This window comes from Pseudomonas putida (assembly GCF_022627325.1).
GTDB lineage: Bacteria > Pseudomonadota > Gammaproteobacteria > Pseudomonadales > Pseudomonadaceae > Aquipseudomonas > Aquipseudomonas putida_X.
In genome coordinates this window covers 109,802-136,441 of record NZ_JAETZZ010000002.1, presented here as the reverse complement: position 1 = coordinate 136,441, position 26,640 = coordinate 109,802, and the positions used below count along the sequence as shown (strand labels likewise).

Annotated in this window: 23 protein-coding genes and 1 pseudogene; 8 read left to right on the top strand and 16 right to left on the bottom strand. The window is 62.1% G+C overall.

The genetic code is table 11. The annotated features are described in order from the left end of the window. Window position 1: 1 nt before the first annotated feature. The 3 genes from cobN to JNA92_RS04530 all read left to right on the top strand — a co-directional run bounded on the left by cobN (window position 2) and on the right by JNA92_RS04530 (window position 5,434). Window positions 2–3,763, top strand: coding sequence for a cobaltochelatase subunit CobN (cobN, locus tag JNA92_RS04540; RefSeq protein ID WP_241803536.1), 3,762 nt, complete (start codon window positions 2–4; stop codon window positions 3,761–3,763). A gap of 1 nt (window position 3,764) precedes the next feature. Next, window positions 3,765–4,766, top strand: coding sequence for an ATP-binding protein (locus tag JNA92_RS04535; RefSeq protein ID WP_241803535.1), 1,002 nt, complete (start codon window positions 3,765–3,767; stop codon window positions 4,764–4,766). Between the two features lie 77 nt (window positions 4,767–4,843). Beyond that, on the top strand, window positions 4,844–5,434 hold the full coding sequence (locus tag JNA92_RS04530) for a vWA domain-containing protein (protein WP_347269611.1): 591 nt from the start codon (window positions 4,844–4,846) through the stop codon (window positions 5,432–5,434). Window positions 5,435–5,548: 114 nt separating this feature from the next. On the opposite strand, the gene JNA92_RS04525 is transcribed toward JNA92_RS04530, so the two are convergent. Beyond that, window positions 5,549–5,815, bottom strand: a complete 267-nt coding sequence (locus JNA92_RS04525; RefSeq protein ID WP_241803533.1) for a hypothetical protein — start codon at window positions 5,813–5,815, stop codon at window positions 5,549–5,551. A 341-nt stretch (window positions 5,816–6,156) separates the two neighbouring features. Here JNA92_RS04525 and JNA92_RS04520 point away from each other — a divergent pair, with 341 nt between their 5' ends. Next, window positions 6,157–7,482: a sigma-54 dependent transcriptional regulator gene (locus JNA92_RS04520; protein WP_241803532.1), complete on the top strand. Its 1,326-nt coding sequence runs from the start codon at window positions 6,157–6,159 to the stop codon at window positions 7,480–7,482. Between the two features lie 50 nt (window positions 7,483–7,532). On the opposite strand, the gene JNA92_RS04515 is transcribed toward JNA92_RS04520, so the two are convergent. The 9 genes from JNA92_RS04515 to pnuC all read right to left on the bottom strand — a co-directional run bounded on the left by JNA92_RS04515 (window position 7,533) and on the right by pnuC (window position 16,698). Then, window positions 7,533–9,728 (bottom strand): LTA synthase family protein, encoded by a 2,196-nt coding sequence (locus JNA92_RS04515; RefSeq protein WP_241803531.1) that lies wholly within the window; start codon window positions 9,726–9,728, stop codon window positions 7,533–7,535. Window positions 9,729–9,862: 134 nt separating this feature from the next. Then, the gene (locus JNA92_RS04510; RefSeq protein ID WP_241803530.1) at window positions 9,863–11,143 is read right to left on the bottom strand and encodes a hypothetical protein; all 1,281 of its coding nucleotides are present in this window, start codon (window positions 11,141–11,143) and stop codon (window positions 9,863–9,865) included. Window positions 11,144–11,189: 46 nt separating this feature from the next. Next, a complete protein-coding gene (locus JNA92_RS04505) occupies window positions 11,190–11,933 on the bottom strand; it encodes a hypothetical protein (RefSeq protein WP_241803529.1) in 744 nt (247 codons plus the stop codon). Window positions 11,934–11,965: 32 nt separating this feature from the next. Further along, window positions 11,966–12,646, bottom strand: a complete 681-nt coding sequence (locus tag JNA92_RS04500) for a C39 family peptidase (RefSeq protein ID WP_241803528.1) — start codon at window positions 12,644–12,646, stop codon at window positions 11,966–11,968. A gap of 66 nt (window positions 12,647–12,712) precedes the next feature. Continuing rightward, window positions 12,713–14,209, bottom strand: a complete 1,497-nt coding sequence (locus tag JNA92_RS04495; protein ID WP_241803527.1) for a heme utilization protein — start codon at window positions 14,207–14,209, stop codon at window positions 12,713–12,715. A gap of 47 nt (window positions 14,210–14,256) precedes the next feature. Beyond that, window positions 14,257–14,835, bottom strand: coding sequence for an adhesin (locus JNA92_RS04490; RefSeq protein ID WP_241803526.1), 579 nt, complete (start codon window positions 14,833–14,835; stop codon window positions 14,257–14,259). Between the two features lies 1 nt (window position 14,836). Beyond that, a complete protein-coding gene (locus JNA92_RS04485) occupies window positions 14,837–15,274 on the bottom strand; it encodes a hypothetical protein (RefSeq protein ID WP_241803525.1) in 438 nt (145 codons plus the stop codon). Window positions 15,275–15,571: 297 nt separating this feature from the next. Continuing rightward, entirely contained in the window at window positions 15,572–16,123 is a 552-nt protein-coding gene (locus JNA92_RS04480) for an AAA family ATPase (protein WP_241803524.1), read from the bottom strand. Continuing rightward, window positions 16,120–16,698, bottom strand: a complete 579-nt coding sequence (gene pnuC, locus JNA92_RS04475; protein WP_241803523.1) for a nicotinamide riboside transporter PnuC — start codon at window positions 16,696–16,698, stop codon at window positions 16,120–16,122. The genes JNA92_RS04480 and pnuC overlap by 4 nt, the downstream gene beginning before the upstream one ends. Before the next feature lie 508 nt (window positions 16,699–17,206). On the opposite strand from pnuC, the gene JNA92_RS04470 reads away from it, so the two are divergent. Then, a complete protein-coding gene (locus tag JNA92_RS04470; protein WP_241803522.1) occupies window positions 17,207–18,181 on the top strand; it encodes a DUF2599 domain-containing protein in 975 nt (324 codons plus the stop codon). A gap of 45 nt (window positions 18,182–18,226) precedes the next feature. Here JNA92_RS04470 and JNA92_RS04465 read toward each other — a convergent pair whose 3' ends face one another. From JNA92_RS04465 to JNA92_RS26005, 3 genes and pseudogenes are all read right to left on the bottom strand, one after another. Next, window positions 18,227–19,903 carry a DUF2599 domain-containing protein gene (locus JNA92_RS04465; protein WP_241803521.1) on the bottom strand — a complete coding sequence of 559 codons (1,677 nt, stop codon included), beginning with the start codon at window positions 19,901–19,903 and terminating at the stop codon, window positions 18,227–18,229. Window positions 19,904–20,027: 124 nt separating this feature from the next. Next, entirely contained in the window at window positions 20,028–20,762 is a 735-nt protein-coding gene (locus JNA92_RS26010; RefSeq protein WP_431312452.1) for a methyl-accepting chemotaxis protein, read from the bottom strand. Between the two features lie 138 nt (window positions 20,763–20,900). Then, window positions 20,901–21,572, bottom strand: a pseudogene (locus JNA92_RS26005) (cache domain-containing protein); the annotation flags it as partial. Window positions 21,573–21,962: 390 nt separating this feature from the next. Between JNA92_RS26005 and JNA92_RS04455 the strand changes: the two are divergent. Continuing rightward, a complete protein-coding gene (locus JNA92_RS04455; protein WP_012314606.1) occupies window positions 21,963–22,793 on the top strand; it encodes an undecaprenyl-diphosphate phosphatase in 831 nt (276 codons plus the stop codon). A 1-nt stretch (window position 22,794) separates the two neighbouring features. Further along, complete coding sequence (locus tag JNA92_RS04450; RefSeq protein ID WP_241803519.1) at window positions 22,795–23,223, top strand: DUF1294 domain-containing protein; 429 nt, start codon at window positions 22,795–22,797, stop codon at window positions 23,221–23,223. A gap of 28 nt (window positions 23,224–23,251) precedes the next feature. On the opposite strand, the gene JNA92_RS04445 is transcribed toward JNA92_RS04450, so the two are convergent. Both JNA92_RS04445 and JNA92_RS04440 read right to left on the bottom strand, forming a co-directional pair. Continuing rightward, the gene (locus JNA92_RS04445; protein ID WP_431312451.1) at window positions 23,252–23,596 is read right to left on the bottom strand and encodes an MmcQ/YjbR family DNA-binding protein; all 345 of its coding nucleotides are present in this window, start codon (window positions 23,594–23,596) and stop codon (window positions 23,252–23,254) included. Window positions 23,597–23,603: 7 nt separating this feature from the next. After that, window positions 23,604–24,506: a LysR substrate-binding domain-containing protein gene (locus JNA92_RS04440; protein WP_241803517.1), complete on the bottom strand. Its 903-nt coding sequence runs from the start codon at window positions 24,504–24,506 to the stop codon at window positions 23,604–23,606. Between the two features lie 134 nt (window positions 24,507–24,640). Between JNA92_RS04440 and JNA92_RS04435 the strand changes: the two genes are divergently transcribed. Then, window positions 24,641–25,252 (top strand): FMN-dependent NADH-azoreductase, encoded by a 612-nt coding sequence (locus tag JNA92_RS04435; RefSeq protein ID WP_241803516.1) that lies wholly within the window; start codon window positions 24,641–24,643, stop codon window positions 25,250–25,252. Window positions 25,253–25,311: 59 nt separating this feature from the next. On the opposite strand, the gene JNA92_RS04430 is transcribed toward JNA92_RS04435, so the two are convergent. Further along, window positions 25,312–26,505 (bottom strand): MFS transporter, encoded by a 1,194-nt coding sequence (locus JNA92_RS04430; protein ID WP_241803515.1) that lies wholly within the window; start codon window positions 26,503–26,505, stop codon window positions 25,312–25,314. Between the last annotated feature and the right edge of the window lie 135 nt (window positions 26,506–26,640).

The window sequence follows — 26,640 nt, the reverse complement described above, 5'->3', positions numbered from 1 at the left end:
CATGCACTTGCTGCGGACCCAGCCCGGCGGTTTCGTGCCGGACGACAGCATCGCCGACCTCGGCCAGACACCCGCCGAGCTGGTGATTCTCTGCAGCGGCGACTCGCACTTGGCCTTGCTCGCTGAAACCGCCGAGCAACTGCCGGACGACTACCCCAGCCTGCGCCTGGCCAACCCCATGCAGGTGCAGAACCATGCCTCCGTCGACCTTTATGTCGACCAGGTGCTGCGCCACGCCAAGGTGATCCTGGTGTCGCTGCACGGCGGCGTGGGCTACTGGCGCTATGGTGTGCAACAGCTGGTCGAACTGGCTTCGCGCGGGGTGCAGTTGATTCTGGTGCCCGGTGACGACCGCCCCGACCCGGAGCTGACCCGGCTGGGCAGCATCACCGGGGAGCCAGCCGAACACCTTTGGCATTACCTGCGCCAAGGGGGCAAGGCCAATGCCATCAACCTGTTCAAGTACCTGGCCAGCCAGTGGCTGGGCCGCGATTACAGCTGGGATGCACCGCAACCGTTGCCACGCACGTCGGTGTATCACCCCGGCACCCCCACTGCGACCCTCAAGGACTGGTTCGGCCAGTGGCACCCGGAGCACCCGGTAGCACCACTGCTGTTCTACCGCTCGCACCTGCAGGCCGCCAATACCGCGTTCATCGACGTGTTTTGCCAGCGCCTGCAGGCGGCGGGCCTCAATCCGTTGCCGATCGCCGTTGCCAGCCTCAAGGAAAGCGCCTGCCTGGAGCAGGTCGAAAACTGGCTGGACGAAGTGGGGGCCGAGGTTCTGATCAATACTACGGGCTTTGCCATGTCCAGCCCGGAGCGTCCCAACCTGCGGCCGTTTCGCCGTGACATTGCGGTGCTGCAGGCGATTTGCGCGCAGGACAACCAACCCGGTTGGGAAGCCAGCGAGCAGGGCCTGGGCGCTCGCGACCTGGCCATGCACATTGCCTTGCCCGAGCTGGACGGGCGCATCATCACGCGGCCGGTGAGCTTCAAGGACATGGCCTGGCGCAGTGAGCGCAGCCAGTCTGATGTGGTGTGCTACCGCGCCCATCCAGAGCGGATGGATTTTGTCGCCGAGCTGGCCAGGCGCTGGGTGGAACTGGCGCGCCTGCCCAATGGGCAGAAGCGCGTTGCGCTGGTGCTGGCCAACTACCCGACCCGAGACGGGCGCATCGGAAATGGCGTTGGCCTCGATACCCCCGCAGCGGCGCTCAACATTCTCAAGGCGCTGCAGGCTGAAGGCTACCCGCTGGGCGAACTGCCAGACAGCGGCACGCAACTGATTCACCAGCTGCTCGGCGGCGTCACCAATGACCTCGATCACCTCGACCAGCGCCCCTGCACCCAGAGCCTGAGCCTGGCGGATTATCAGGCTGCTTTCGAGCGCCTGCCCGAAGCCAACCGCCAGGCCGTGCTGGAACGCTGGGGGGCGCCCGAGCAAGACCCGATGTACCGCAGCGGTCGCCTGATGGTGGCCGGGCTGCGCTATGGCCTGACGTTCGTTGGCATCCAGCCGGCCCGCGGTTACCAGGTCGACCCCAGTGCCGTATACCACGACCCGGATCTGGTTCCGCCGCATGGCTACCTGGCATTCCATTTCTGGCTGCGCCACGCCTTCGCCGCCGATGCGGTCATCCATGTGGGCAAACATGGCAATCTGGAGTGGCTGCCCGGCAAAGGTGTCGGCCTGTCCGATCAGTGCTGGCCGGATGCACTGCTTGGCCCGCTGCCGAACATCTACCCGTTTATCGTCAACGACCCAGGCGAGGGCGCTCAGGCCAAGCGCCGCACGCAGGCTGTGATCATCGACCACCTGATGCCACCGTTGACCCGAGCCGAAACCTACGGCCCGTTGCGCCATCTTGAACAGCTGGCAGACGAATTCTACGAAGCGCAGATGCTCGACCCCCGCCGCGCCCGTGAACTGCAGCGCGATATTCTGGAGTTGGTCAAGGCCAACCACATCGACCGCGAGCTGCAACTGGAAGGGCAGCTGGACGACGCTGCCGTGTGGCTGCCACGCCTGGATACCTACCTGTGCGACCTCAAGGAGTCACAGATCCGTGATGGCTTGCACGTGTTCGGCCAGTCGCCGCAAGCACGGCTGCGGATCGACACCCTGCTGGCTTTGCTGCGCGTCGAGCGCGGTGATGGTCGGGGTGGTAACGCCAGTTTGCTGCGTACACTCGCCAAGGCTTTGGCGCTGGGCTTCGACCCGTTGGACTGTGACCTTGGGCAAAACTGGGCAGGGCCGCGTCCGGCGCTATTGCAGGGGGTGAGCGACGCGCTTTGGCGTACCTGTGGCGACACCCGGGAACGCCTTGAACTGCTGGCACTGCAGGTGATCGAGCGCGCTTTGGGCGGTACGCTGCAATTGCCCGACGAGGCGCAGTGGCAGCCGGTATATCAGGTGGTACAGGCATTACAGGGGCAGGTAGCTCCAGACTTGGACGCCTGCGGGGCGGCCGAGATCAATGGCCTGCTCGCCGCCTTGGCGGGGCGCTTCGTACCCGCCGGCCCCAGCGGAGCCCCTAGCCGCGGCCGCCTGGATGTGCTGCCCACGGGGCGTAACTTCTACACCGTGGACATACGCAACCTACCCACCACCACTGCCTGGCGCCTGGGTTTCGCCTCAGCGAATCTGATCCTCGAACGGCATTTGCAGGACCACGGCGACCACCTGCGCCAGCTTGGGCTTTCGGTATGGGGTACGGCAACCATGCGCACCGGCGGTGACGACATTGCCCAGGCCATGGCGCTGATGGGCGTGCGCCCGGTGTGGGCCAGCGGTAGCCAGCGTGTCGATGATTTCGAGATCCTGCCGTTGAGCCTGCTCGATCGCCCTCGGGTGGATGTGACCTTGCGCGTCTCGGGGTTCTTCCGCGACGCCTTCGGCAACCTGATCCGCCTGTTTGATGCGGCGGTGCAGGCGGTAGCCGCGCTGGACGAACCGCAAGACCTCAACCCCCTGGCGGCGCGGGTGCGTGCCGAGCGCGCGGCATTGCAGGCCGAGGGCGTTGAGGCCGAACAGGCTGCACGCCAGGCCGGTTGGCGGGTATTCGGCGCCAAGCCCGGCGCCTACGGGGCCGGGGTGCAGAATGCAATCGATGGCCGCCTCTGGCATAGCCGGGAGGATCTGGCCGAGGTGTACCTCAACCATGGCGGCTACGCGTACGGTGGCAGTGACGAAGGTACCCCGGCGCGTGCCCAGTTCGCCAGGCGGCTGGGCCAGGTCCAGGCGGTGCTGCAGAACCAGGACAACCATGAGCATGACCTGCTCGATTCCAACGACTATTACCAGTTCCAAGGTGGCATGCTGGCGGCGTCGGAAACCTTGTCCGGTGCGGGGGTGGCCAGTTACCACGGCGACCATAGCCAGCTCGACCGGCCGCGCATCCGTACCCTCAAAGAGGAACTGAACAGGGTCATTCGCGCCCGTGCCCTCAACCCCAAATGGATCGACGGGGCCAAGCGCCATGGCTACAAGGGCGCCTTCGAGCTGGCGGCGACGGTCGACAACCTGTTCGCCTTCGATGCCACCACGCACCTGATCGATGACCATCATTATCAGTCGCTGGCCGATGCCTATGTGCTCGACCCGGCGACCCGCGACTTCATGCGTGAGCATAACCCCGAGGCTTTGCGAGACCTCACCGAGCGCTTGCTGGAGGCCCAGCAGCGCGGGCTCTGGGAAGCACCTGGTGACTACCGCGAAACCCTCGAGGAGCAGTTGCTCGACGGCGAGGAACAAGCTTGAAATGAATGAGCCCGTACAATTTCCCTTGGCGGCGGTGGTCGGTGCAGACGACCTGAAGCTGGCGCTGTGCCTGACCGCAATCGACCCGAAGATCGGTGGTGTGCTGATCGAGGGCCCGCGTGGCATGGCCAAAAGTACCCTGGCCCGCGGCTTGGCCGACCTGCTCGGTGAGGGGCCGTTCGTCACCCTGCCACTGGGCGCCAGCGAAGAACGGCTGGTCGGCACGCTCGACCTCGATGCGGCACTGGGGCAGGGCAAGGCGCAATTTTCGCCCGGGGTGCTGGCCCTGGCTGATGGCGGCGTGCTGTACGTCGATGAGGTCAACCTGCTACCCGATACCTTGGTCGATCTTCTGCTCGATGTGGCTGCCAGCGGCACCAACCGTATAGAACGTGACGGTATTTCCCACCGCCACAGTGCCCGTTTCGTTCTGATCGGCACCATGAATCCCGAAGAGGGCGAGTTGCGTCCGCAGTTGCTTGACCGCTTTGGCCTGAACGTGGTGCTGGACGGTCTGCCAGAGCCGCAAGCGCGCCAGCAGATCATTCGTCGCCGCTTGGCATTCGACAGCGACCCGCTGGCGTTCTGTGAACAGTGGGCTGCTGCCCAGGCGCAATTGCGGGCGCGCTGCCAGGTGGCGCGCCAAGGCCTTGCTGCGATCGCGCTGGACGACCGCGCCTTGGGTTGGATTACCGAGCGTTGCTTCGCCGCGGGGGTCGATGGCATGCGAGCCGACTTGGTGTGGCTACGTGCCGCCCGCGCCCACTGTGCCTGGCGCGGCGCGGGGGCGATCGAAGAGATCGATATCCAAGCAGTAGCAGAATTTGCGCTGCGCCATCGACGCAAAGTACCGCCTGAGGTTGCTCCTCCCTCCGCGCCCCCACAGGCAGGTGGGCGCGATGGAGATAGCCAAGGCGGGCAGGGTGACTGGGGCGCACTGCCTGCGCAGCCCGTGGCCAGCGGCGCCCGGCGTGAGGTACCGAACTGGGCAAAAAAGCCCTGAGCATCCGCCCGTCAGGCACCAACGTGGCGGATGCCTTGCCCCGGGTCGGAAAACGCAGGGGTGCCAGCCGTGGTCGCGTGCGGGTTGGGGGAAAAGGCCGGGTTGCCTGGCTTTCGACGTTGCTCAAGGGGCGCCCACGCCTGCCCGAGGACCTTTGCTGGCAACAGCGCCAGGGCCGTGCTGCCGAGCTGTGGCTGGTGATCGTCGATGCGTCGGCCTCGACCCGCCGGCATCAGGCACTGGCCCAGAGTAAAGGGCTGCTGGCAGAGCTGTTCGATCAGGCTTATCGCCAGCGCGCCCGGCTAGCCTTGCTCACAGCCAGTGGCGGTGCACCGCAGTGGCAGCGCCACGGCCTGAAAGCCTCAGCGTCGCTGCAACCTTGGTTGAACGCGTTGGGTGCTGGCGGCGGTACACCGTTGGTTGCAGCCCTGGAGCAAGGCAGACGCTGGTTGCACGCACGGCAAAAAGCCCATCCGCAAGAGCAGCAGCGCTGCCTGGTGTTCACCGATGGACGTCTGCAGCGCTCGAATGATCTACAGCCGATGCCCTGCGCCACGCTGTTGGTCGACATGGAAATGGCGCCGGTTCGTCTGGGGCGTGCACGGCAGATAGCCACGCAATTACAAGCGGACTATCAGCATATCGAGCACTTCAGGCTCAAACAGTGATGAACTGCGCGAGGGCGGAGTGACACTTTGTCGCAGTTGTAAAAGTTGCCTGAGTGGCATTGGAAAAGTTGCCCAAGTGCGTGCCAAGCACGCACTTGCAGGCGAACGCTGATATTACTTCGGCATCGACCAGGGTTGCAGGGCATACCCTTTCTGGGACAGTTCGGCGCGCACTTCCTCGATGAGGCTGGCCCACTGGGCCGGGTCGGAATAGGTTCGCGAAGACACTTGCTTGCTGCCGATACGGGTGCTGGTCCGGTCGATCACTGCCAGGCTCAGCTCACCAGTACCATTGGGTGCATCCCAGGCGACGCACTGGAAGGGTTCGAAGGCGTGGTCGGCGATCAGCAGTGCTTCGTTGACACGGAGCGGGGCATTCATGGTTCGGTCTCTCTATGGTCCCAAACATCGAAATTCAAGTCCGCTTAACTGCACCATCGCTCAGGTAGTGGCGATTTGCAGCGCGGGGTTACTTGTACTGATGCTCCAAGTTAGGGGTGAAGTCACACAGTGGCTGTAAATTTTTTACGGCCCACACGTTTTTTGTTTCCTGCGCCGGCTGTGACGCCATTTATTATGAAAAATTCCCGAGCGCGCAAAAACCGTCGGAAATGGGCGGACAGACGGTAGTGGGCAGCGTCAAGTTCGTTGCTACTGTTAAATGGGCGCCGCAACTTACTGTTTTCTCGTAAAAAACCATAATCTGGCGCCAAGGAACGGTCATGCACGAAACCGCATCCCTTCGTCGCTTGCTTATCGTCGACCCCTGCGACGCTTGCCACCGCTTGCTGCCAGGCCTTGAGAGCGCCGGCTGGGATGTGCACAGTTGTAGCCTTGACCTGGCGCTGGAGCACCGTTGCGATATCGGCGTGTTGCGCTTGCAGGATTCGCATCTGCGACACCCCGATGCGGTCAAGGACATGATCAAGCGCAGCAACACCGAGTGGATCGCGGTACTCGACGCCGACCAGCTGCGAATGCAGAACGTGGGTGACTTCGTTTGCGAGTGGTTCTTCGACTTCCATACCTTGCCGTTCGATGTCTCACGGGTGCTGGTGACCTTGGGACGCGCGTTCGGCATGGCGCGCTTGCGCGGCAAGGGGGCGGTGCCGATCGATGGCCTCAAGGACGAGTTGCTCGGCGACAGCCGGCCGATTCTTGAATTGCGCAAACTGCTGGGCAAGCTGGCACCCACCGAATCACCCGTGCTGATTCGCGGGGAAAGCGGTACCGGCAAGGAACTGGTCGCGCGCACCCTGCATCGCCAGTCGCAGCGCTGCGACATGCCGTTCATCGCCATCAATTGCGGTGCGATACCCGAGCACCTGATCCAGTCGGAGCTGTTCGGGCATGAGAAAGGCGCTTTTACAGGCGCCCATCAGCGTAAGGTCGGGCGTATCGAAGCGGCCCATGGTGGCACCTTGTTTCTCGACGAAATTGGTGACTTGCCGTTGGAGTTACAGGCCAATCTACTGCGGTTTCTGCAGGAAAAGCATATCGAACGGGTAGGTGGAAGCCAGCCGATCCCGGTCGATGTGCGGGTGCTCGCGGCCACGCACGTGGACCTGGAGCGTGCCATCGAACAAGGCCGCTTTCGCGAGGACCTGTACTACCGGCTCAATGTCCTGCAGGTGGTGACCGCGCCGTTGCGAGACCGGCATGGTGACCTTTCGATGCTGGCTAACCATTTTTCTCATTTCTACAGCCTGGAAACAGGCCGCAGGCCCCGCACATTCAGTGATCACGCGTTGGCTGCGATGGGCCGCCATCATTGGCCGGGCAATGTACGGGAGCTGGCCAACCGGGTGCGTCGTGGGCTGGTGCTGGCAGAAGGGCGCCAGATCGAGCCCCAAGACCTGGGCCTGCATGTGGTGGAACAGGAAGACCTGCCGCTGGGTACCCTGGAAGACTACAAGCATCGGGCAGAACGTCAGGCGTTGTGTGATGTGCTCAACAGGCACAGCAACAACTTGAGCTTTGCCGCGAAGGTGCTCGGGATATCGCGGCCTACGTTCTACCGCCTGTTGCACAAGCATCAGATTCGCTGAACCTTTCCCAGCGGCGCCTAACGCCAGAGCCCGCTGCGACCCAGAGCCAATCAGCTCGACTGAGCGATATGCGCGTCCGGACCTTCTTCGACCGTTTCATCTTCCCCTGGCAGCGCGGTGATCACGCTGAAATCGCTGACTTCGACTTCCCCTGCGCCGTACCCCAACAGGTGAAACGAGAACGCCTTGCGCTGCGTGGGGTTGTCGAAGCCGAACTCCATCTCCAGCGGTTCAGCGGCAGTCACGCGAATTTCCTCGGGCAGGCCCAGTGGCACATCTTGTTCCCGTTCCTTGGCCTTGAGCCGAATGTAGGCCGCATGCCGTGGGTCGAGTGCGCGTACCTTCACCTTCACCCGCGTGCGTGACCCCCCCGGCATCTCCAGGTACTGGGCGCCAATCAGGTTATCGGCCCAGTCATCATGAATTCGCGCCTGCAGCTGGATGGGCGAGGGGCCACCGAACTGATAGCGCAGGTTGAGCGGCGTTTGCAGCAAGGACTGATCGAGTACGCCGACGAGGGCGCCGAGCTGAGCGCCGAGTCGGCTGTCGCCAGCGCCAAGGTATTTGGCCTTTTCGGCGATGAAGCCCTCGCTGGCGTAGCGGCGGCAGCGCTGCTGGAAGTCGCACTCGGTGAACACGCCCTGGCCATCGTGGTAGCGCAACATCGCGTTGGTGTAGGAAATCATCTCGCGGCCAGTATCGTAATCGCGATAAAGCGAGCGGCCGCCCAGGGCGGCGGGAATTGGCAAGGCGAAATAATCGAGCAAGGACGTCGCCAGGTCGATATGCCCATAGGTGCCCTGTTTGATGTGAGGCAGCTGCGCCTGCTCCGGAGCCAATGTCAGGTTGAAGCCCCAAGCGGAGGCAAGCCGCACCCCGTCGATACCGTGGGACTCGTCCGAGGTGACTACCACCAGGGTGTCTTCGAGCACGCCTTGGCGTTCGAGGTTGTCGAGGAAGGCACCGACTGCGTCATCCAGATAAGCCACCGCGGCCTGCTTGGCTGTGTCATGGCGCTTCAGGTACTCAGCGGGTGCCGAATAGGGTTGGTGGGTACCCACGGTCAGCAGGGTGAGCATCCAGGGACGGTCTTGTTGCCTGAGCTGGCCAACGTAGTCCAGCGCGCCCTCGAAGAACGCGCGGTCGTCCTTGCCCCAGGGGAATTGCAGGTAGTTCTCGTTGCTGAACCATTCCTGGCCGTGCACCGAGTCGAAACCGATGTGCGGCATGATGCGGTCTTTGGCCATGAAGCGCAGGCCAGCGCCTTGCAGGTAATGCGTGGTGAAGCCGGCCTGGCGCAGTTGGGCTGGCAGGCAAGCCTGATTACGCTGGTGCTGGGTGAGCAGTTCCATCCCCTTCGGGGTACCGTTGGCCAGCTTGTCGTAATCGCCGCAAAGCATCGCATACAGGCCACGAATGGTCTGGTGGGTATGCAATACGTAGTCTGGCGTGTTCATCCCTCGCTCGGCCCAGCGGCTGAGGTTGGGCATCAGGTTTTCGTTGAAACGGCTGTGCAGAGCCTGACGGTTGGGCTGCAGGTAGGCCCCCGGAATGCCTTCGAGGGTGATCACCAGCAGGTTGCGGGCACGCCCGCTTGGCAGCTTCTGGCCGTGCAGGTCGGACTGGGTCAGGCCGGCACTGGGCAGGGGGGTAATTGGTTGCGTTTGCCCGGCCCAGCTCAGTGCCTCGCGCTGCAGCGTACCGACGCCACCGGACATGAGCTGGTGGGGAAGGTTGTACTGGCGCCACTGCTCGGCGTCGGACGGTAGCAGATGCTGAGCGCCCCAGTGCACACCAAACAGCGCCAACGGGATGGCCAGCGCCTTGAGCCCCAGCGGTGCGCCAGGCGTTGCACGGTTGCGCCAGGCAGTGCGCGCCCAAAGCAGCAGGCCGGCGCCCATGGCCCAGGGTAGCCAGGCATGGGCAAGGCCACCGGCGGTGGAGTTTTCCATGAACTGTGCATCGAACAGGTAGCTCAGGTCGGCACTTGTTGGCAGCCGGCCCACCGCGCTGACCAGCTCCGCCGAAGCGATCCATGATGCAGCCCACGCCAGCAGCACCGGTGCTGCCAGCCACCAGGGCCTACGGTGCAACAGCAGCACCAGCAGGCTGCCCAAGGCAAGATCCGAAAGATAGCCCAGCGGGTTGGACCACCCCAACAGGGTACGCACAGCCAAGGGGATCACCAGTACCAGGGTCGCGAGGGCTACGAGCCGGGTATGCGGATGGCCGTGCAGGTTTTTCACGAAAACTTTCCTTGATTGCCGTTAAAGCGTCACAAATGTGTGAGCAATCATAGCAGGGCGGGGGCATCAAGGCGGCGTATTACGAGGTTTGTAACCAAAAGCCGGGCCCGCAGGGAGCCCGGTGAGTAGTGGCGTCAGAAGTAGTAAGGGAATTTCAGGCTGAAGGAAAAGTCCGGGGCGTCATCGGTCAGGCCGATGGCGAGGTTCGGGACGATGGTCAGGTTGTTGGAGGCTGCGAACGTCATGCCGATGTTGAAGTTCGCCGCGTTGTAGTCGCTGTTGGTGATCGACTGCCAGTCACCGCCGTCAGGTTTGATCTTGCTTTTTCTGGAAAACTGATCGGTGACCGAGAACGACATGCTCATCTTCTCGTTCAAGGCGAACGCGATGCCCCCGCCGATCTGCCAGGAATCCCCGAGTTTCACGTCACCAGGCACCTTGGTGTTGACCGTGGGGCTGATGTCGCTGAACGAGTCCTCCATGTTGTAGGTGTAGGACAGGCTGGCGAACAACACGGCCGGGTCGAAGGTCTTGACCAGCGAGATGCCGGGCGTGATCGCCCAGACGCCATTGCCGGTTGGCAGGTCCTCCGGGACAGCCAGGTTGTCATTGCCGGCAACCGGGATGAGTTTGATGCCGTAGGGGTCGTCGCCTGTGGGCGCCTTGATGCGCAAGGTGGCCACTGCGTCGGGCCAGTTCTCCGACTCATCCAGGAACTTGTAGGCCACGCCGACGTTGATGTCGCCCAGGGCTGGGTCGCGGGTAACGGTACCATCGGAGCTGACACCGGCAGCGCCACCTGCGCCGCCGGAAGAGTAGGTGGATTCGCGGTAGACGATGGGAACGTTGATGTCGAACTGCCAACGCTGATCGACGTTGTAGCGTGCCGTCAGGTCCAGCGTCCAGTTGTCTGCCTTGATGCGGTCGATGTTGATGTTGCCGAGGAAGATCGAATCGAGGGCGAGAAAACCGTTGAGGGTCAAGGCGCGCGTGTCGTAGTGGGTGTAGGTCAGGCCGGTTTCGATACTGAACTTGCCGCCGCCAAAGAACCCGCTGGCTTCGTCATACAGGTTGGAGACACTTTGCGCAGGTTCCGAATCGTCCTGCAGCGATTGGCCATAGGAACTGCCAGTGGTCCCGGGTGCGCCCGATGCCACGGTTTGCCCACCCTTGACGCCCTCCGCCGGGGACTTTGTCAGGCGCTTGGGCGCTGGCGCTCGCGGCGCTTCCTCCACCTGGCGCAGGCGTTGCTCGAGTACCATCAGTGCGTTCTGTTGGGCTTCGTAGCGCTCTTTGAGCGCCATCAGTTCCTGTTTGAGGGTTTCGACCTGTGGGTCGGTTGCCGCCTGTAGCAGAGTGGCCGGGGCCAAGGTTGTCAAACAAACGATAGCTCTGAACGTCAACAAACGGTGCATGGGTTAGCCGTCCCTTCTGACTACATACGATGAGACTGAGCGTAGATCAGTATCCGAGATTACGAAGGCCTTTAAGCTGATCAAGGTTGGGGGCCATCGATCCGGCTGCGGGCGCGTCACGCAGCACCACATTGAGCGACGTCAGGTTGCTGACCCGGTTGCTGCTTCCGAGCAGGGTAGTGTTCTGCATGAGGCCGCCTTGCCCCAGGCGCTGCAGGGTGTTGCCCTGGTTGTTGCCGGCGATGATGCTCAGCTGCACGCCGCGGCCACTGGAGGTAACGCTCAGCGACCCTGCGCCATTGGCGCCGACCAGCGTAGCGCCGGCAGCCAGGACCTGCCCTTGGGGCTGTGTCGTCGGCGCCTGGTTGGCCTTGGTGACGTTGATATCGACAGTGTTATGGGCGGTGTTGTAATCGCCGGCAGCACGCACGACCTGGGTCACGCCTTCGGTGGTGTTCAGGCCGGCACCGCCGGTGACGGTACCGGTACCGGAGCTGCCCGATTGCGGCCTGCCTGGGCCTTTTTCATTGATCATCGATACATAGAACTGCGGTTTGATGGTCGACTGCTGGATCTGCATCGCCGAAGTTGCACCGATCACTTCACCGTTGGCGTTCTGCCAGGTGCTGGTCATGACGATGCCAAAGCTGACGATGCGCCCCGGCATTACGTAGCGCCCGCGCAGGTTGGCCAGTTCCTGGTCCTTCAACTCGATCGGTTTGAACGTTTCTGCCTGTGTCGCAAGGCTGGCGGCCATGCAAGTGGCGGCCAGCCAGATTGAGGTCTTCATGGGTTGCTCCCGGAGCGTCTTGCCCATTGTCGTTAGAAGAAGTCGCTTTGAATGAAGCCGAAGTCCATCAGCTCGGCGTCTTGCACCGGGGTGAAGTTGCTGACACGGTTCTTGGCGCTCAGCGGCAGCGGCGGATCGAGCAAGATGTTGCTCTTGTCGTACCCTTGGCCGATGACGGCGAAGATGATGCCGTTCCAGCCTTTGATGAAGTCATCGATCTTGAACCGCTTGTGCCCCAGTACCGGGTCGCCGATGTAGACCCAGCCCTTGTCGACTTTCTGCATCACTACGAAGTGCTTGTAGCCGCGGATGTCCATCAGCACGACCACCGGAATGCGGATACTGTGCAAGGTGTCCGGGGCTACCCGATAGCCGCGAGCACGCATGCCCAGGCTTTCTACGTAGCGCTTCATGTCGAGCATCGAGAAACCTTGGGTGCGGACCAGGTCCTGGTCAGCGTGTGCCAGCATGCCTTCTATGACGTGTTGTTCGTCGACGTCCAGCCAGTAGGCCTGGCGCAGGATCGTCGCCAGTGAGGCTGCACCGCAACTGAAGTCGGTTTTCTGCTGTACCAGGTCAGCGAACTTGCGCTCACGGATGCTCTGGATGGGTTTGTAGATCACCGCGCCACCCGGTAGCACGGACAATGGCATCTGGGCTGCTTCGCTTACACCGGCCATGCTCAGCAACATTGCCAAGGCGATCATGCGCATGTTCGATGCCCCCTGTTTTTCTTGTTAGAAAGAGGCCCCCCGAAGGGGGCCTCCAGGCCGCAGTTGTTACATCGAGGTGTTGGAGATGGCCAGCGAGTTGCTTTGCTGGTTGCCCACACCTGCTGCCACGTTGACGCCCAGGTTGCCGCTGCCACCATTGACCGAACCACTCAGGGTAGCGGTGTTGGTCACAGGGTTGGCCCAGCCGGTCGGGGTCAGCACTTGGAACGACACGGTGTTGCTCAATGCAAACTCGCTAGACTCGCTGAAGCTCTTCGAGATGCTGTCCGAAGATTCCGACGCTTTTTCGCCAGCTTTCTCGTAGGCCGAAGCGTTTGCTTTTTCCCATGCCGAGTCATGTGCCTTCTCGTAGGCGGTATCGCGAGACTTGTCATAGGACGAGTCACGGGTACGGTCATACGAAGAGTCATACGCCTTGTCGAAGGACGAGTTGTAGGACTTGTCGAACGCCGAGTTGCTGGCCGACTCGTGCGAGGTGTCGACCGATGCATCCAGCGAGGCATTGAGCGAGGCGTCGAACTCGGCGCTGCGAGAGCGCTCGAAGCGACCAAAGGTTTCAGACGAGGAGGCGCTGCCGTTGGCGCTTGCATCGAGCGATGCATTGAGCGAAGCGCTGGACGAAGCGCTGTGGTCCCGGCTGGCCGAACCACTGGCATCCCAACCGCTGGAGCCGTTGGCAGCCATGCTGTTGGTGCCACTGGCGCTGCTGCTGTTGGAGCCGCTTGCGCTCATGCTGCTCGAGCCGCTAGAGCTGCTGCTCTTCGAACCGCTGGCGCTGCTGCTGTTGGAACCAGCCATGCTGAAGCTCGAGCTGGAGCTCTTGTCGACGCTCGCATCGAACGAGCCGCTACGCGAGGACGAACCGCTCTTGCTGGTGGTGAAGGTCAATGTGTCGACGGTATAGGTACGGTCGGCGCGGTTGTTGACTACCAGACCAGGGCCGCTCTGATCGGCCGAAGCGGTGGCGCTCGAGTTACCGATACCTGCGGCATTGTTGGCGATTGCCATGGTATTTTTCTGCTGGTTCAGGTCGCCGCCAGCCACGTTGATACCAATGTTGCCGCTGCTGCCATCAGCTGAGCCGCTCATGACGGCCGAGCTTTGGGTCGACCAGTTGTTGACAGTGTTGTTGTTGCTGCGCTGAACCACATCGGCGGAGGCGGTGGCGGTGCCGAAGACGAAGCTGTTGTCGATGTCGGCGTTATCGGACGAGGTGTTGGCAATGGCCGCGGCGTTGTCCTGCTGGTTGCCGTTACCGGCCGCCACGTTGACGCCGACGTTGCCACTGGCACCCGCGCCGGAGCTGCTCATTTCGGCTTCGTTGATGGTGCCTTCGTTGCGGATGGAGTTACCCGTGCTCCGTTGGGAATCAGTAGCTGTGGCACTGGCGTTGGTATAAACCGCCCTGTCCATTTGCTGGTGATTGTTGTTGTTATTGTGGCCGTGGCCACCGCGTCTATCATTCTGATCCGCTTGTGCAGCAACAGCCATGACCGCAGCAATTGCGAAAACCAGAGGCTTGATTGCCATCGAGGGTTTCATGGTGTTTCTCCGTCTTTTAGGTTAAGTGTTGTTCTCACCTGTTTGGGTCAGTTCGCGACCCGTACGCTCAGGGTGTTTGCCGTCTGGTTGCCCACCCCGGCGCTCTGATTCAGCTGGATGACCCCGCGACTACCGGTGAATGCCTGGTCACCGGTGGTGACCTGGCGATAGCCGGGTGAGGTATCAGTTGGATCGGAGCTGTTGATCAGCGCCACGTTCTGCTGCAACAGGACGCTGTCATCGATGCTTTGCGGTTGTGTACTGATGCTGATGCGCAGGGCATTGGCCTGCTGGGTGCTGGCGCCTGCGCTCTGGTTGACCCCCAGAGCGCCGCTGCCATGGCTGAAGGCGCCGCCCTGGATGCTGGCGGTGGCTCCCATATTGGGGTCGACCACAGACTGCTGGCGCTGGCGAATCTGCGTGGTTGCATCAGCCCCGTGGCCAATCGCAAAAGCCCGGGCATTGGCCTGCTGCTGCCGGTCGCCAGCGGCCTGGTTCACGCTGAAGTTGCCTTGGTATTGCGCGCCAGAGCTGTCGATGGTGGCATTGTTGACTACGGGAACGGGAGACTGGGCGAGGGCCGAAACGCTGAACAACGTGGCCAGGATAGACAACGTCTGCCTCATCTCATTTGCCTCCGGTCAGGATCTGCAAGGGGGCAAGGCCACGCTGGACGCTCGAGTTGACCATGTTTGAAATGCCGTTGCCGGAGCCTGTGCCACGGCCAGCTGCCAGGTTCGGCAGCTGGTTCTGGTTGCTGATGTTGCCGCCCAGGTTGTCGGTCTGCTGGGTAATCAACGAAGAGATGCCCGTGCCGCTGGTGATGTTGGCGAAGTCGCCGTCACTGAGTTCTGTGCTCTGCTTGAGCACGTACGCGGACGGGTTGGCATTGGCGGTGGTTGGGTTGGGGTCGGGCGCCAGTGGCGCACGGATCGCCATGCGCGGTTGCACATCGCGGGTGATCACGATGATCCCGTCGGCTGCCTGGATCGGCAGCGCCATGCTTGCCCCTAACACGCAACTGACCAACAGGAGGCGGGTAATGCCTTTATCCAGTGTGCTCACGACGGCGATTCCTTCTTTGTGCGCTGGCGTGGTTCAGCGTTGCGAGGAGGAGAGCAGGAGCCGTGCCGCTTTTGGATAACCCTTTGAATTCAGTAGGTTGCAGAAATGAGCTGGGAGAACCCGGAAGTTGTTGTATCAGTGCTGAGACAGATTTGCCGGCAGTTGCCGTTTTGCCCGCTATACACGTTGCCCCCAGCGCGCTTTTCGACAATGTCTCATCCGCTTGACACTCCCCCCGAAATTGGTGGGGAAGTGCGCAAATACGGGGGTCAAGGCCCAGGCAGGTGTATCACCGGGTTAACACTCGGTGGGGCAGTGCGCCACGCTGCCCTGCAGCAGGTTCTGCACAGCCCGCAATGCTGAAGCGCTACGCTGGGGCCAGTGGCCGTCGATGATTTCCAGCCTTTGCTGATGCCGTTGCAGCCATTGCAGGCTGTCATCGAAGAAAGCCTGGCGGTCAGCCAGGTCGGGCTGGCTGCGCTGGCCATCGGCAACCCAGCCAACCCCTTGCGGGCTCAGCAGCAGATGCAGGTCGTAGTGGCGTGCAAGCAAAGCCTGTTCCAACCAGGGAGGGCAATCCTGGAACAACGCCTGGCTCCAGAGCATATTGCTGAGCAGGTGGGTATCGAGGATCAGCAACGGCGGCGCCATCTCCCGGGCCTGGTCCTCCCAGGCCAACTGGCCGCGGGCGATGGGGGTGATATCGGCATAGCAGGTGTCGCGGCAGTGCTGGTCGATGAAATGCCGCACGTACTCGCTGACCACCACGCCACCAAAGTGCGCCTGGATTTCGCCGCTTAGCCAGCTTTTGCCGCTGGACTCGGGGCCGCACAGTACCACCACCTTCATGGCTGCACCCCGGTTGCCCGCAGGGCCGGGTCATGGCGCCACTCCAGCCAGCCGCGCACGGCGATGAGGGTCAGCAAGGCGAAGAAGCCTGCCGTGAAGTACAGCTGCTGGTGCAGGTACTGCCCGACGTAGACGACATCGACCACCACCCAGAGCGGCCAGCATTGCACCCGTTTCTGCGCCATCCACACTTGCGCGACCAGGCTGAAGCCGGTCAGCGTGGCATCCAGCCAGGGCAGGACGGCATCGGTCCAATAGGCCATGGCTGCGCCCAGGGCAATGCTCAGCACCAGGCCCAGCGCCAGCCCGGTGAATACCGCACGCCTGGACAGGTGCGACACCACACGAGCATCCTCGGCGCGGTCCGGGCGTTTCCATTGCCACCAGCCGTACAGTTGCAACACCGCGTAGGCGCCTTGCAGCAGCATCCCCGAGTACAGCTTCACATCGAAGAACAACCAGCCATAAATAAGCACCATGACCAGGCCCACCGGCCAGCACCAGGCGTTCTGTTTGACGGTGAGCCACACGGCAGCAGTGCCTAGGATGGCGGCGATGAGTTCGAGGCCGGACATCGGCGATCCTTGGAACAATCGGGGGGCGCGATTGTACCGCGAACGCCGTCCAGTGCCAGCGGTAATGTTGCCATTAAGTGCCGCTACTTCAAAAAACTATTAGTTTTGTCAGTTGTCGCCATGACTTCATAACTTTAGCCTCATTCATGCAGTTATATCAATTGCACTACTGAACAGAGGCAATGTCATGAATATAATGGCAGGCAACGTCGCGCCCGTGTTATTTATTCCGCTCATCACGTTCACCCTGTCAGTGCAGGCTGCTAGTTGTGAGTCTGTCGTGTCGGAAGTTACCCGCTGATACAACGACACGCCGTCCGGCTGCGGTAACGACCCCGCGGTGGACTGCTCAGGCGTGATGATGCGCGCGACGCATCGGTGGGATGAGGCGGGCGCAAGGCAGCCGAACCGTTATGACGTGTGGAACCCTAGCCCGGCCTCGCAGGCCTCTGGGGGTGTTTCGGTGTCCTGGATGCGCAGTGATCGAATAGGTTATGAAGACCCTGGGATGAAAGCGAATAACGGCATTATTTTCACCCCGCGCCAGTTTGTCGAACGGCCTCTGGCGAAACTCGATGTTTATTGTGCTTACCCCATCGATGCCTGGACGGATGATCGCACCGAGCGCGGCTGTGGTGATAACAGGCAAACATCAAACGTCGAAAAAAGTTGCCAGGCACTGGGTATCAATGACCTCAATGGCTGGAAACAGCACTACGAGGGGTTGGGCGGTAGTGCAAACCGCCAAGAGCGCCATAAACGGCAGTGTGCGTTCAGCATGCGCGGTAGCATGCCGCGCACCGAACGCCGGGATGCGTTTGAGCAATTTATCAAAGCGCGCAAATCGATCGCGGGCCGAACGGAAGGCCGGCAGGTACAGACGGAGTTGAGGGTAGTTGCCTGGGGGACCGATGAAGCCCCGGTGGCGGCATTCTTTTACAGCGAGGCGCGCGGCAAGAAGGATGCCATGAAGAATCAGTTCGACTACTACCAGAAAACCGGCAGATGGGTGCCTACCGTGAAAATGGATTTCCCCAAGAACGCCGACAGCAAAGCCCGGTTCGCCTGCGAGGCTGGAGCGCAGCACAAGGACCTGCCAAGGCCGGTGCAAGCCTCGGCGAAATCGTGCGACCGCTATATTGAGGCCGCCAGGTGGATCCAGCGTGATGACCCGAAATTGGGTAAAGGCGTGTGGACGCTTTCGGTTACGCCGACAGCGTGTGGGCGCAAGATCAAAAGCGATGAGACCGATGCCATGTATGCCGAACTGGTGCGCAAGTATGGCCACAACCCGCGTTGGAGCGGTGCCAAATATGGAGGCGGCATGCGGCGCCAATTGGTCTGTCACCTGACCCATGTAGCCAACGGCCAGGCTGTGCGCTACAAACCGGTCTATAACCTGGAACCGGCAAGGCCTGACGTGAGCCACGAACAGTCATTGGCGCAGGGCTGCAACCCTTATCCGGCAGTTCCCTATCTGTGACACTCGCCAGGTGCAGCCCAGCGCGAAACTAGCCATCGTCGCAGATCATGTTGGGTTGCACCCTTGGGCCTTGGTTTTTTCAGCACTGACTGCCGGACGGTGGGGCTCCAGATGCCACTGTGCCTTGCTGCGGAAATTGTTCTGCAGGCAGGCCAATTGCGCGCGCATGCTGCCTGGCGCACGTTCCTTCCACTCGATATCGTCGCCACGCAGACGCAGCAGTTCCTGGTAGAGCACTTCGTTTGGGGCCGAGCGGCCGGCCTGAGTGGGAATGACCTGCAGTCCCCACTGCAGCTTGCCGGTCTTGTTGTCGGTAAAGGTGCTCCATGATGACCGTTGAATCAGTTCGGACGTCACAGGCAGCACTGGATTACAGTGCGCCTTCGCTGCATCGGCGGCACTCACGGTAGGGCGGAAAGGTTCCAGGTTCCATTGCGTTTTCTCGGGGTAATTGCTCACCAGGCATTCGAGTTGCTGGCGCATGCTGCCGGGGCTGCGTTCATTTTCCCGCCATTGTGGGTCTTGGCCTCGCAGGGTTTGCAGCTCGTCGTAAACCGCCTGCTGGCGTGTGTTTTGCGCCTGCTTGCCGGCTGAAGTGGGCACCACCTTGAGCGTCCACTCCTGGCGACCGCTGCCAGGGTCCAGGCGCAGTTGCCATTGCGCCGACTGAATGTAACGATCCGGGCTGGCCTGGCTGGCCCCCAAGGGTACGACCTGGTCCTGTTTAGCGAAAGCAAACCGTTGAGCAGGGGGCTTGCTGAAGTCCAGGCGCAGGATCGGCACCGCGTAGCCCTGGGCATAGAGCTTGCGCTGGAAGCTGCGCGCAGGTTCCAGCCCTTTGGTGGGTTTGGGCTTCTTGACATCGCCCCGTGTGCTGCCGACGTGGGTGCTGTTGACATCCCAGACCACCGCGTCGATGTAGGGCAGGCGTGCACTGCCATCGTCGGGTGATTTTTGTAGCGCCGGTTCCACGTTGCTCAGCAATAGCTCGTTCAGCAATTCCTTGCGGGCAAATGTGTCCGTGCCGATGGTTTTGGGGTTTTCGTGAACAGCGATCATCGCCCTCCAGTCCGACGGCTGCTCGGCATTCCAGGAGCATTGAGTCACCTGGATGCGATTCATGTCGTTACGTGCGTAGCGGTAGTTTTTGCGCCATTGCTCCGCGTTGTGGACACCTCGCGTATCACAGTTGCCGTAGGCGAGTGCTGCGTTACGATTAGGCGGGGAGGTCGCCGAATTTTTCAGGTGGTTCGCCGGCAGCGGCGCGCCATAACGGCCGCATCCGTACCATTTGCGTTCGGGCCCGGTGAAACCGTCGAAGCTATAGATGCACACGAAGCCTTTCTCCATGACCGGCAGGCCCAGCTCCCGCGCGTCCATGGGCGTACGCAGGATATACCCGGCGGGGCGGATGAGGCGGTTGGTGCTCAAGTCCCTGCGGATCCAGCTGAATGATGTGGCGCCCGTCTTGATGGCGTAGGGGCTGTAGTCCCAAGGATTGAAATTGCCATCGTCGACCATGCGCAAGGTTACGCCGCTGCAGTAGTAGTGCCCCCGCGGTGCCAGCGTATCTGGCTCACGGCAGGCATCGGTCACCTTGTTGTAGTTGCGGTTGATACGCTGCAGGGTTTGCATCGGGTCAAGTTGGATGATGGGTTGCGGGTCCGCCCAGGCAGGGGAGATGGCGACTAGCAGCACACCGCAAAGGTAACGGGTATCCATAGTGAAACCTCCAGGTCAATGGAGGTTTCACAGTGTTCAGCGGGCCGTTACCGGTCTACTGGCAAAAATGTCAGGTCGGCGCTTGAGCCGCTCTAGCGCGGGGCTTGGCAAGATCGTGACGGCGCTAAACGCGGAACTGACGCAACAATTGCTCCAGCTCTTCACTCAATTGCCCCAATGCCACGCCTGCCTCACTGGATTGGCGCGCCGCAGCGGCGGTCTGCTGCGATAACCCGGCCGTATCCAGTACGTTCCGATTGATCTCCTCCACCACGTGCGACTGCTGCAACGTGGCGCTGGCAATGGTGGCGTTGAGCACGGTGAGGTTGTGCAGCGCCTGGCTGATGGCGTCCAGGCTGGAGCCGGCCTCCCGGGCTTGCTCCACTGTCTGGCGCGAAGCTTCGCTGCTGGTGTCGATGGCCCTGACCGCGGCGTCCGATTGCCCTTGCAGGTGCTCGATCATCGTGTGTATCTCTGCCGTCGACTGGGCGCTGCGTTGAGCCAGCAGCCGGACTTCATCGGCCACCACCGCGAAGCCACGGCCCTGCTCGCCGGCGCGGGCCGCTTCGATGGCTGCGTTGAGGGCTAGCAGGTTGGTCTGTTCGGCGATGGAGCGTATCACCTCCAGCACCCCGCCGATTTTCGTGCTGTGCCCGGCCAGGTCACGGATCACCTGCACAGCCTGGTCGATCGTCGCCGAAAGCCGGTCGATCTGCTGCAGGCTGCCATGGATCGCTTGCTGCCCGAGCTCCACCTGCTGCTGCGCTGCGCGCATTTCGCCTGCAGCCTGTTCCGCGGTCTTGGCCACGTCCTGCACCGCGTAGGTCACCTCATTGACCGCTGTCGCCACCTGGTCCATCTGCATCGATTGCTGTGCGCTGCGTTGTTGCGCGGCACCGGCGTTGTCACCGACATGCCCGGCGGACTGCGCCAATGAGTGCGCCGCGCCCTGCAGTTGGCCGACCACACGCTGCAACTTGCCGTTGAAACGGTTGAAGTGCTCGCCCAGGTGGGTAATCTCGTCGCGGCCATGGGTATCCAGGCGCCGGGTGAGGTCGCTTTCGCCGCTGGCGATATTGCCCATCGCCTGCACCGCCTCCTGCAACGGGCGGGCGATGCTGCGGGCGATGAGCATGACCACCAGAGCCATCAGCAGGGCGATACCCAGGCCCACCAGCGAGGCATGGCGCAATTGGCGGGCGAATTCGTTCTGCACATCATCGATGTACACGCCAGAGCCGATGATCCAGCCCCATGGCTTGAACAGCTGAATATAAGACGTCTTGGCCACCGGTTCGCTGGCACCGGGCTTGGGCCAGCGGTAATTGACCGGGCCAGCGCCCTGGCTGCGGGCGAGGGCCGCCATTTCGTTGAACACGGCGAAACCGTCAGGGTCGCGAATGGCGGAAAGGTCCTGGCCATCGAGCTTGGGGTTGGCCGGGTGCATGATCATTTTCGGCCCCAGATCGTTGATCCAGAAGTAGTCGTTCTGGTCGTAGCGCAGCGCGCGCACCACCTGTAGGGCCTGCTGCTGGGCAGCCTCGCGGCTGAGCGTGCCGGCCGCCTCCAGGCCTTGGTAATAGGCCAGCACGCCCGCAGCGGTCTGCACCACATGGCGGGTTTTCTCCGCCTTGGCATGGTACAGGTCGCCATGGATCTGGCGCAGCATCAGCAAGCCGAGGATCACCAGCATTGCCACCGCAACCAGCAGTATCAGCCACAAACGGCGGCTGATCGACATTGACCTCAAGGTCTTCATGAACGGCACTCCCGCATTGTTCTTTTTATGAAGGTGCATCCAAGCATGCTTCGGCACTTGGCCAAACCCGACTAATGGCTAAGTGCTAGTTAACGGCTGAACTGCCGCATGCCGCGCAAGCCTTTGCAAAGCCGCTCTGCTAGGATTTCGGCCGCGCAAGATGAAACCTTTAGCCCACGTGAACTTTTCCACTGGCATTGGTCCCAACTGACGCTGTAAAAAGGCCGCGCCGCACGCGGCACTCACAAGCAAATCAAGAACAAGGGGCCTGCAAGCAGCTGCGCTCCAACCGGGGGAATGATGGATTTTTGGACTGCCTTTCAGGCAATCATCTTGGGCGTGGTCGAAGGACTGACAGAATTTTTGCCGATCTCCAGTACCGGTCACCAGATCATCGTGGCAGACCTGATCGGCTTCGGTGGCGAACGGGCCATGGCCTTCAACATCATCATTCAGTTGGCGGCCATCCTGGCGGTGGTATGGGAGTTTCGGCGCAAGATCCTCGATGTGGTGTTCGGCCTGAAAAGCCAGCCGGCGGCGCGGCGGTTCACTGCCAACCTGCTTCTGGCGTTCATGCCTGCGGTGGTGTTGGGCGTGCTGTTCGCCGACCTGATCCATGAATATCTGTTCAACCCGATCACCGTGGCGACAGCGCTGGTGATCGGTGGTGTGATCATGCTCTGGGCCGAGCGCCGTACCCACAGCGTGGCGGTCGACCACGTCGATGACATGCGCTGGTCGCATGCCTTGAAGATCGGGTTCGTGCAGTGCCTGGCGATGATCCCAGGCACCTCGCGCTCCGGCTCGACCATCATCGGCGGCCTGCTGTTCGGCCTGTCGCGCAAGGCAGCCACGGAGTTTTCGTTTTTCCTGGCCATGCCGACCATGGTCGGTGCGGCAGTGTACTCGGGCTACAAATACCGCGACCTGTTCCAGCCAAGCGATCTTCCGGTATTCGCGATTGGCTTCGTGACGTCGTTCATCTTCGCCATGATCGCAGTGCGCGGCCTGCTCAAGTTCATTGCCAACCACAGCTACGCCGCTTTCGCCTGGTACCGCATAGCCTTCGGTTTGCTGATCCTGGCCACCTGGCAGTTCGGCTGGGTCGACTGGTCGACGGCGCACGGCTGATATGCCTCGGGCCCAAACGGAGCCGCGGCGCGCGGCGCGCAAGGAGCAGGGCGTACGCAATGTGCGCCTGAAGCTGCTGATGCTCGGGGTGTTGTGCCTGCTGCCGGTGGTGGGCGCGGCGCAGATGGCCTGGAGCGGGCAGTCATGGCTGCCGCTGGCGACTTATCCCGCTGTAAGCCTGGTTACGCTGCTGTTGTATTGGCAGGATAAGCAGCAGGCCCGCACCCAGGCCTGGCGCACGCCAGAGAAGGTGCTGCATGCCGGTGAGCTGCTGGGTGGCTGGCCAGGGGCGCTGATCGCCCAGCAGCTTTTCAGGCACAAGACCCGCAAGGCTTCTTACCAGATGGTGTTTTGGGCAATCGTCTTGCTGCACCAGGTGTTTTGGGTTGATCACCTGCTTCTGGGCGGGCGTGTGCTGTCGCTGGGTTGATGGTCTGCTACTGCCTTTCGCGGGCCGCTCACATCAGCAAGCCCACCTGCAATCGCTTCGCCAGCCGCCGCACTACCAACTGGTGCGAGCGCTGCAGCAGGTCACTCAACTCATCCCGGCCCATGGGGTAGGGCGGCGCCATACTGATCCAGCGCGCCCGTGCCAGATACGGTGCCGGGCGTACACCTGGCCTGTCGCAATAGCCGAGAAAAAGCTCATCGGCCACCTTGAACGACAAGCCAGCCCCTGCCAGGTCGAGTGCCGCGAACATCTTGTTACCGGCCACCGAAAATACCCGGATGCCGCCCCACTTGTAGTCTTCCTGCGCCCCGGGCAGCGCCAGGCAGAACGCCGCCACCTGATCCTCGGTCATGGTCTGTCTAGACATAACGGTCTCCACACGCTTCAAACGATGCTGCCAAATGATCGATCCACACCCGTACTGCAGGCAGCACACCACGCCGATGCGGGTAAACCGCTTGCAGATAGCCACCCGGTAGCGACCAGTCCGGCAGCAGCCGCACCAGCTCGCCGCGTTCGAGTTCATGCTCGCAGAACATGCTCGGCAACGCAGTAAAGCCTAGCCCGGCACGTACGGCGGCATTGCGTACGACAAAATCATCGATGGCCAATCGCGGCTCCAAGGCGATTTCCTCTTGGCGACCATGGGGCCCGAGCAGACGAAAATGCACCAGCCGGTCCGCTTCAGCAGCGCCCAGTACCGGCAGGGCGGTCAGCTCGGACGGCTCACGGACATGGTCGGCAAAGCCAGGAGCGGCCACTAGCTGCATCTGCGCCTGACGCAGCCGGCGTGTAACCAGCGCAGGGTCTTCGTCGCCCAGATCGCGCACGCGCAGGGCGACGTCGATGCCCTCGGAAATCAGGTCGACACGGCGGTTGAGCAGCACCATGTCCAGTTGCACCTGGGGGTACAGATCCAGAAAACGGCTGATCACATCCGGCAGGAACGCGTGGGCCAACGCTACCGGGCAGGACACCCGCAAGCGCCCACGCGGCTCGCTGCTCATGCTGGCTACCACCTCGTCAGCGGCCTCGGCCTCCAGCAGCATGGCCTGGCAGTGATGCAGATAGCGTTCACCCACTGCGGTGAGCTTCAGTTGGCGCGTGGTGCGCTGCAGCAACCGCGTCCCCAACCGCTCTTCCAGTTCGGCGATACGCCGCGACAGACGCGATTTGGGGATGCCCAGCTGGCGTCCGGCGGCGGCGAAGCCACCGGCTTCGACTACGCGAGCAAAATAGAAAAGATCGTTGAGGTCTTGCATGAAGGCTGTCTCGCTGTTCTATCAGTGGGACAAATTAACGCATTTTTGCTGGCTTATCAGCTATTCGACGGCCTGGTAGGATTCTCTCCATCCTGATCGCCCAATGCTGCGGTCTTCATTCACAGGAGAGTCCCATGAAACTGTTGCACATTGATTCGAGCATCCTGGGTGACAATTCCGCCTCGCGCCAATTGAGCCGTGAAGTGGTTCAGGCCTGGCAAGCCGCTGACCCGGCCATCGAAGTGGTCTACCGTGACCTCGCCGCCGATGCCATCGCCCACTTCTCTGCAGCCACCCTGGTTGCAGCCGGTACTCCGGAAGATGTTCGCGACGCAGCCCTGGCTTTCGAAGCCAAGCTCAGTGCCGAAACACTGGACGAGTTTCTTGCCGCCGACGCCGTAGTGATTGGCGCACCAATGTACAACTTCACCGTGCCGACCCAGCTCAAGGCATGGATCGACCGCGTGGCAGTGGCCGGCAAGACCTTCCGCTACACCGAGGCAGGCCCTGAAGGCCTGTGCGGTGACAAGAAAGTAGTATTGGTGTCCACTGCTGGCGGCCTGCATGCCGGCCAGCCGACTGGCGCGGGCCACGAAGACTTCCTCAAGGTGTTCCTGGGCTTCATCGGTATCACCGACCTGGAAATCGTTCGCGCCCACGGCCTGGCCTATGGCCCGGAACACCGCAGCAAGGCCATCGATGCGGCTCAGGCGCAGATTGCCAATGAGCTGTTCGCCACGGCTTGAGCAACCTGTATCAAACAAACGGCTGTCGCTGGCGCGGCCGCCGTTTTCATAGGTGACGCTCAGCCGCGACGGCTGCGATGCGCCAGCAACAACGTCAGGCCAACCCCGCTCAAGGCCAGCAGGGCCGCAACGCAGAATATCGACGCGTAACCAAGGTGTGCCGCCACGGCGCCCATGACCGGGCCGGCGATGGCCAACGCCATGTCGAAGAACACTGCATAGGCCCCCAGGCCGGCACCCCGGCTGCTGCTGGGCACCTGCTTGATGGCCTCCACGCCCAGGGCTGGGTACACCAGCGACAGGCCGAAACCGGTCAGGCCGGCCCCCACCAGTGCCCACAGCGGGGAGGGCGCGAGCCACAACAGGCTCAGGCCGAGCACTTCCGTGGCCATGCAGGCTACCGCCACGTTGTAACCGCCAAAGCGGTTGACGGCGTTGACGAACAGCAACCGCGAAATGATGAAACACACACCGAAGGCACTCAGGCACAACGCGGCGCCTACCCATCCACGTTCCAGGTAATAAAGCGTGACGAACGTGGTCAGGGTGCCATAGCCGATCGAGGCCAGGGTCAGGCCAACGCCGCAAGGCGCAACACGGCTGAACGCCGACCAGAACGGCAGGCGCTCACCGCGCACCACTACCACATCCGGGCGTTTGCGCAGCGCCAGCATGGCCAGCACGGCGAGCAGCACCAAGGCGGGGCCGAGCACGCTGAAGTTCAGGCTGTCGACGGCGAGCACGCCAACGGGGGCGCCAATGGCGATGGCTCCATATGAGGCGATGCCGTTCCAGGAGATGACCCTCGCCGTATGTTCAGGCCCCACCTGGCTGATCCCCCAGCTCAGGGTGGCAACGCCGATCAGGCCTTGTGCGAGGCCGAGCAGCACGCGCCCACCGAGCAGCAGCGCGAGGCTCAGCAAGGGCGCCGACAAGGTCCAGGCCGAGGCCAGCGTCAACACTCCACAGGCCGCGATGCCCAACAAGCCGTAGCGGATCGCCTGCTTGCCGCCCAGCGTATCGGCCACTCGGCCCGCGAAAGGCCGGCTGAGCAGGGTGGCCAGGTACTGCAGGCCGATGGTCAGCCCAGCGATTACCGCGCCGAAGCCCAGTTGGTCATGGACATAGCTGGGCAGCACCGCGATCGGCAGGCCGATGCAGAGAAACGCGATGAAAGTGTAGAAAACGATCGAGAGAATTTGCAGGGTGATGGAGGCGGTGCTGCTGGCGGGGGCGGGCTGTGGCGCGGTCATGGGCTCGTTCGCGGGCGGGCGGTGGGCGTGGCCCCATCATGGCCGTTGCGCGAAGGAAATGAAAGCAGGCTAACGAACTATTCAAGTGGCAACCGCTCCACAGGCACTGCGCAGTGCCTGTGGAAGCGGTTAACC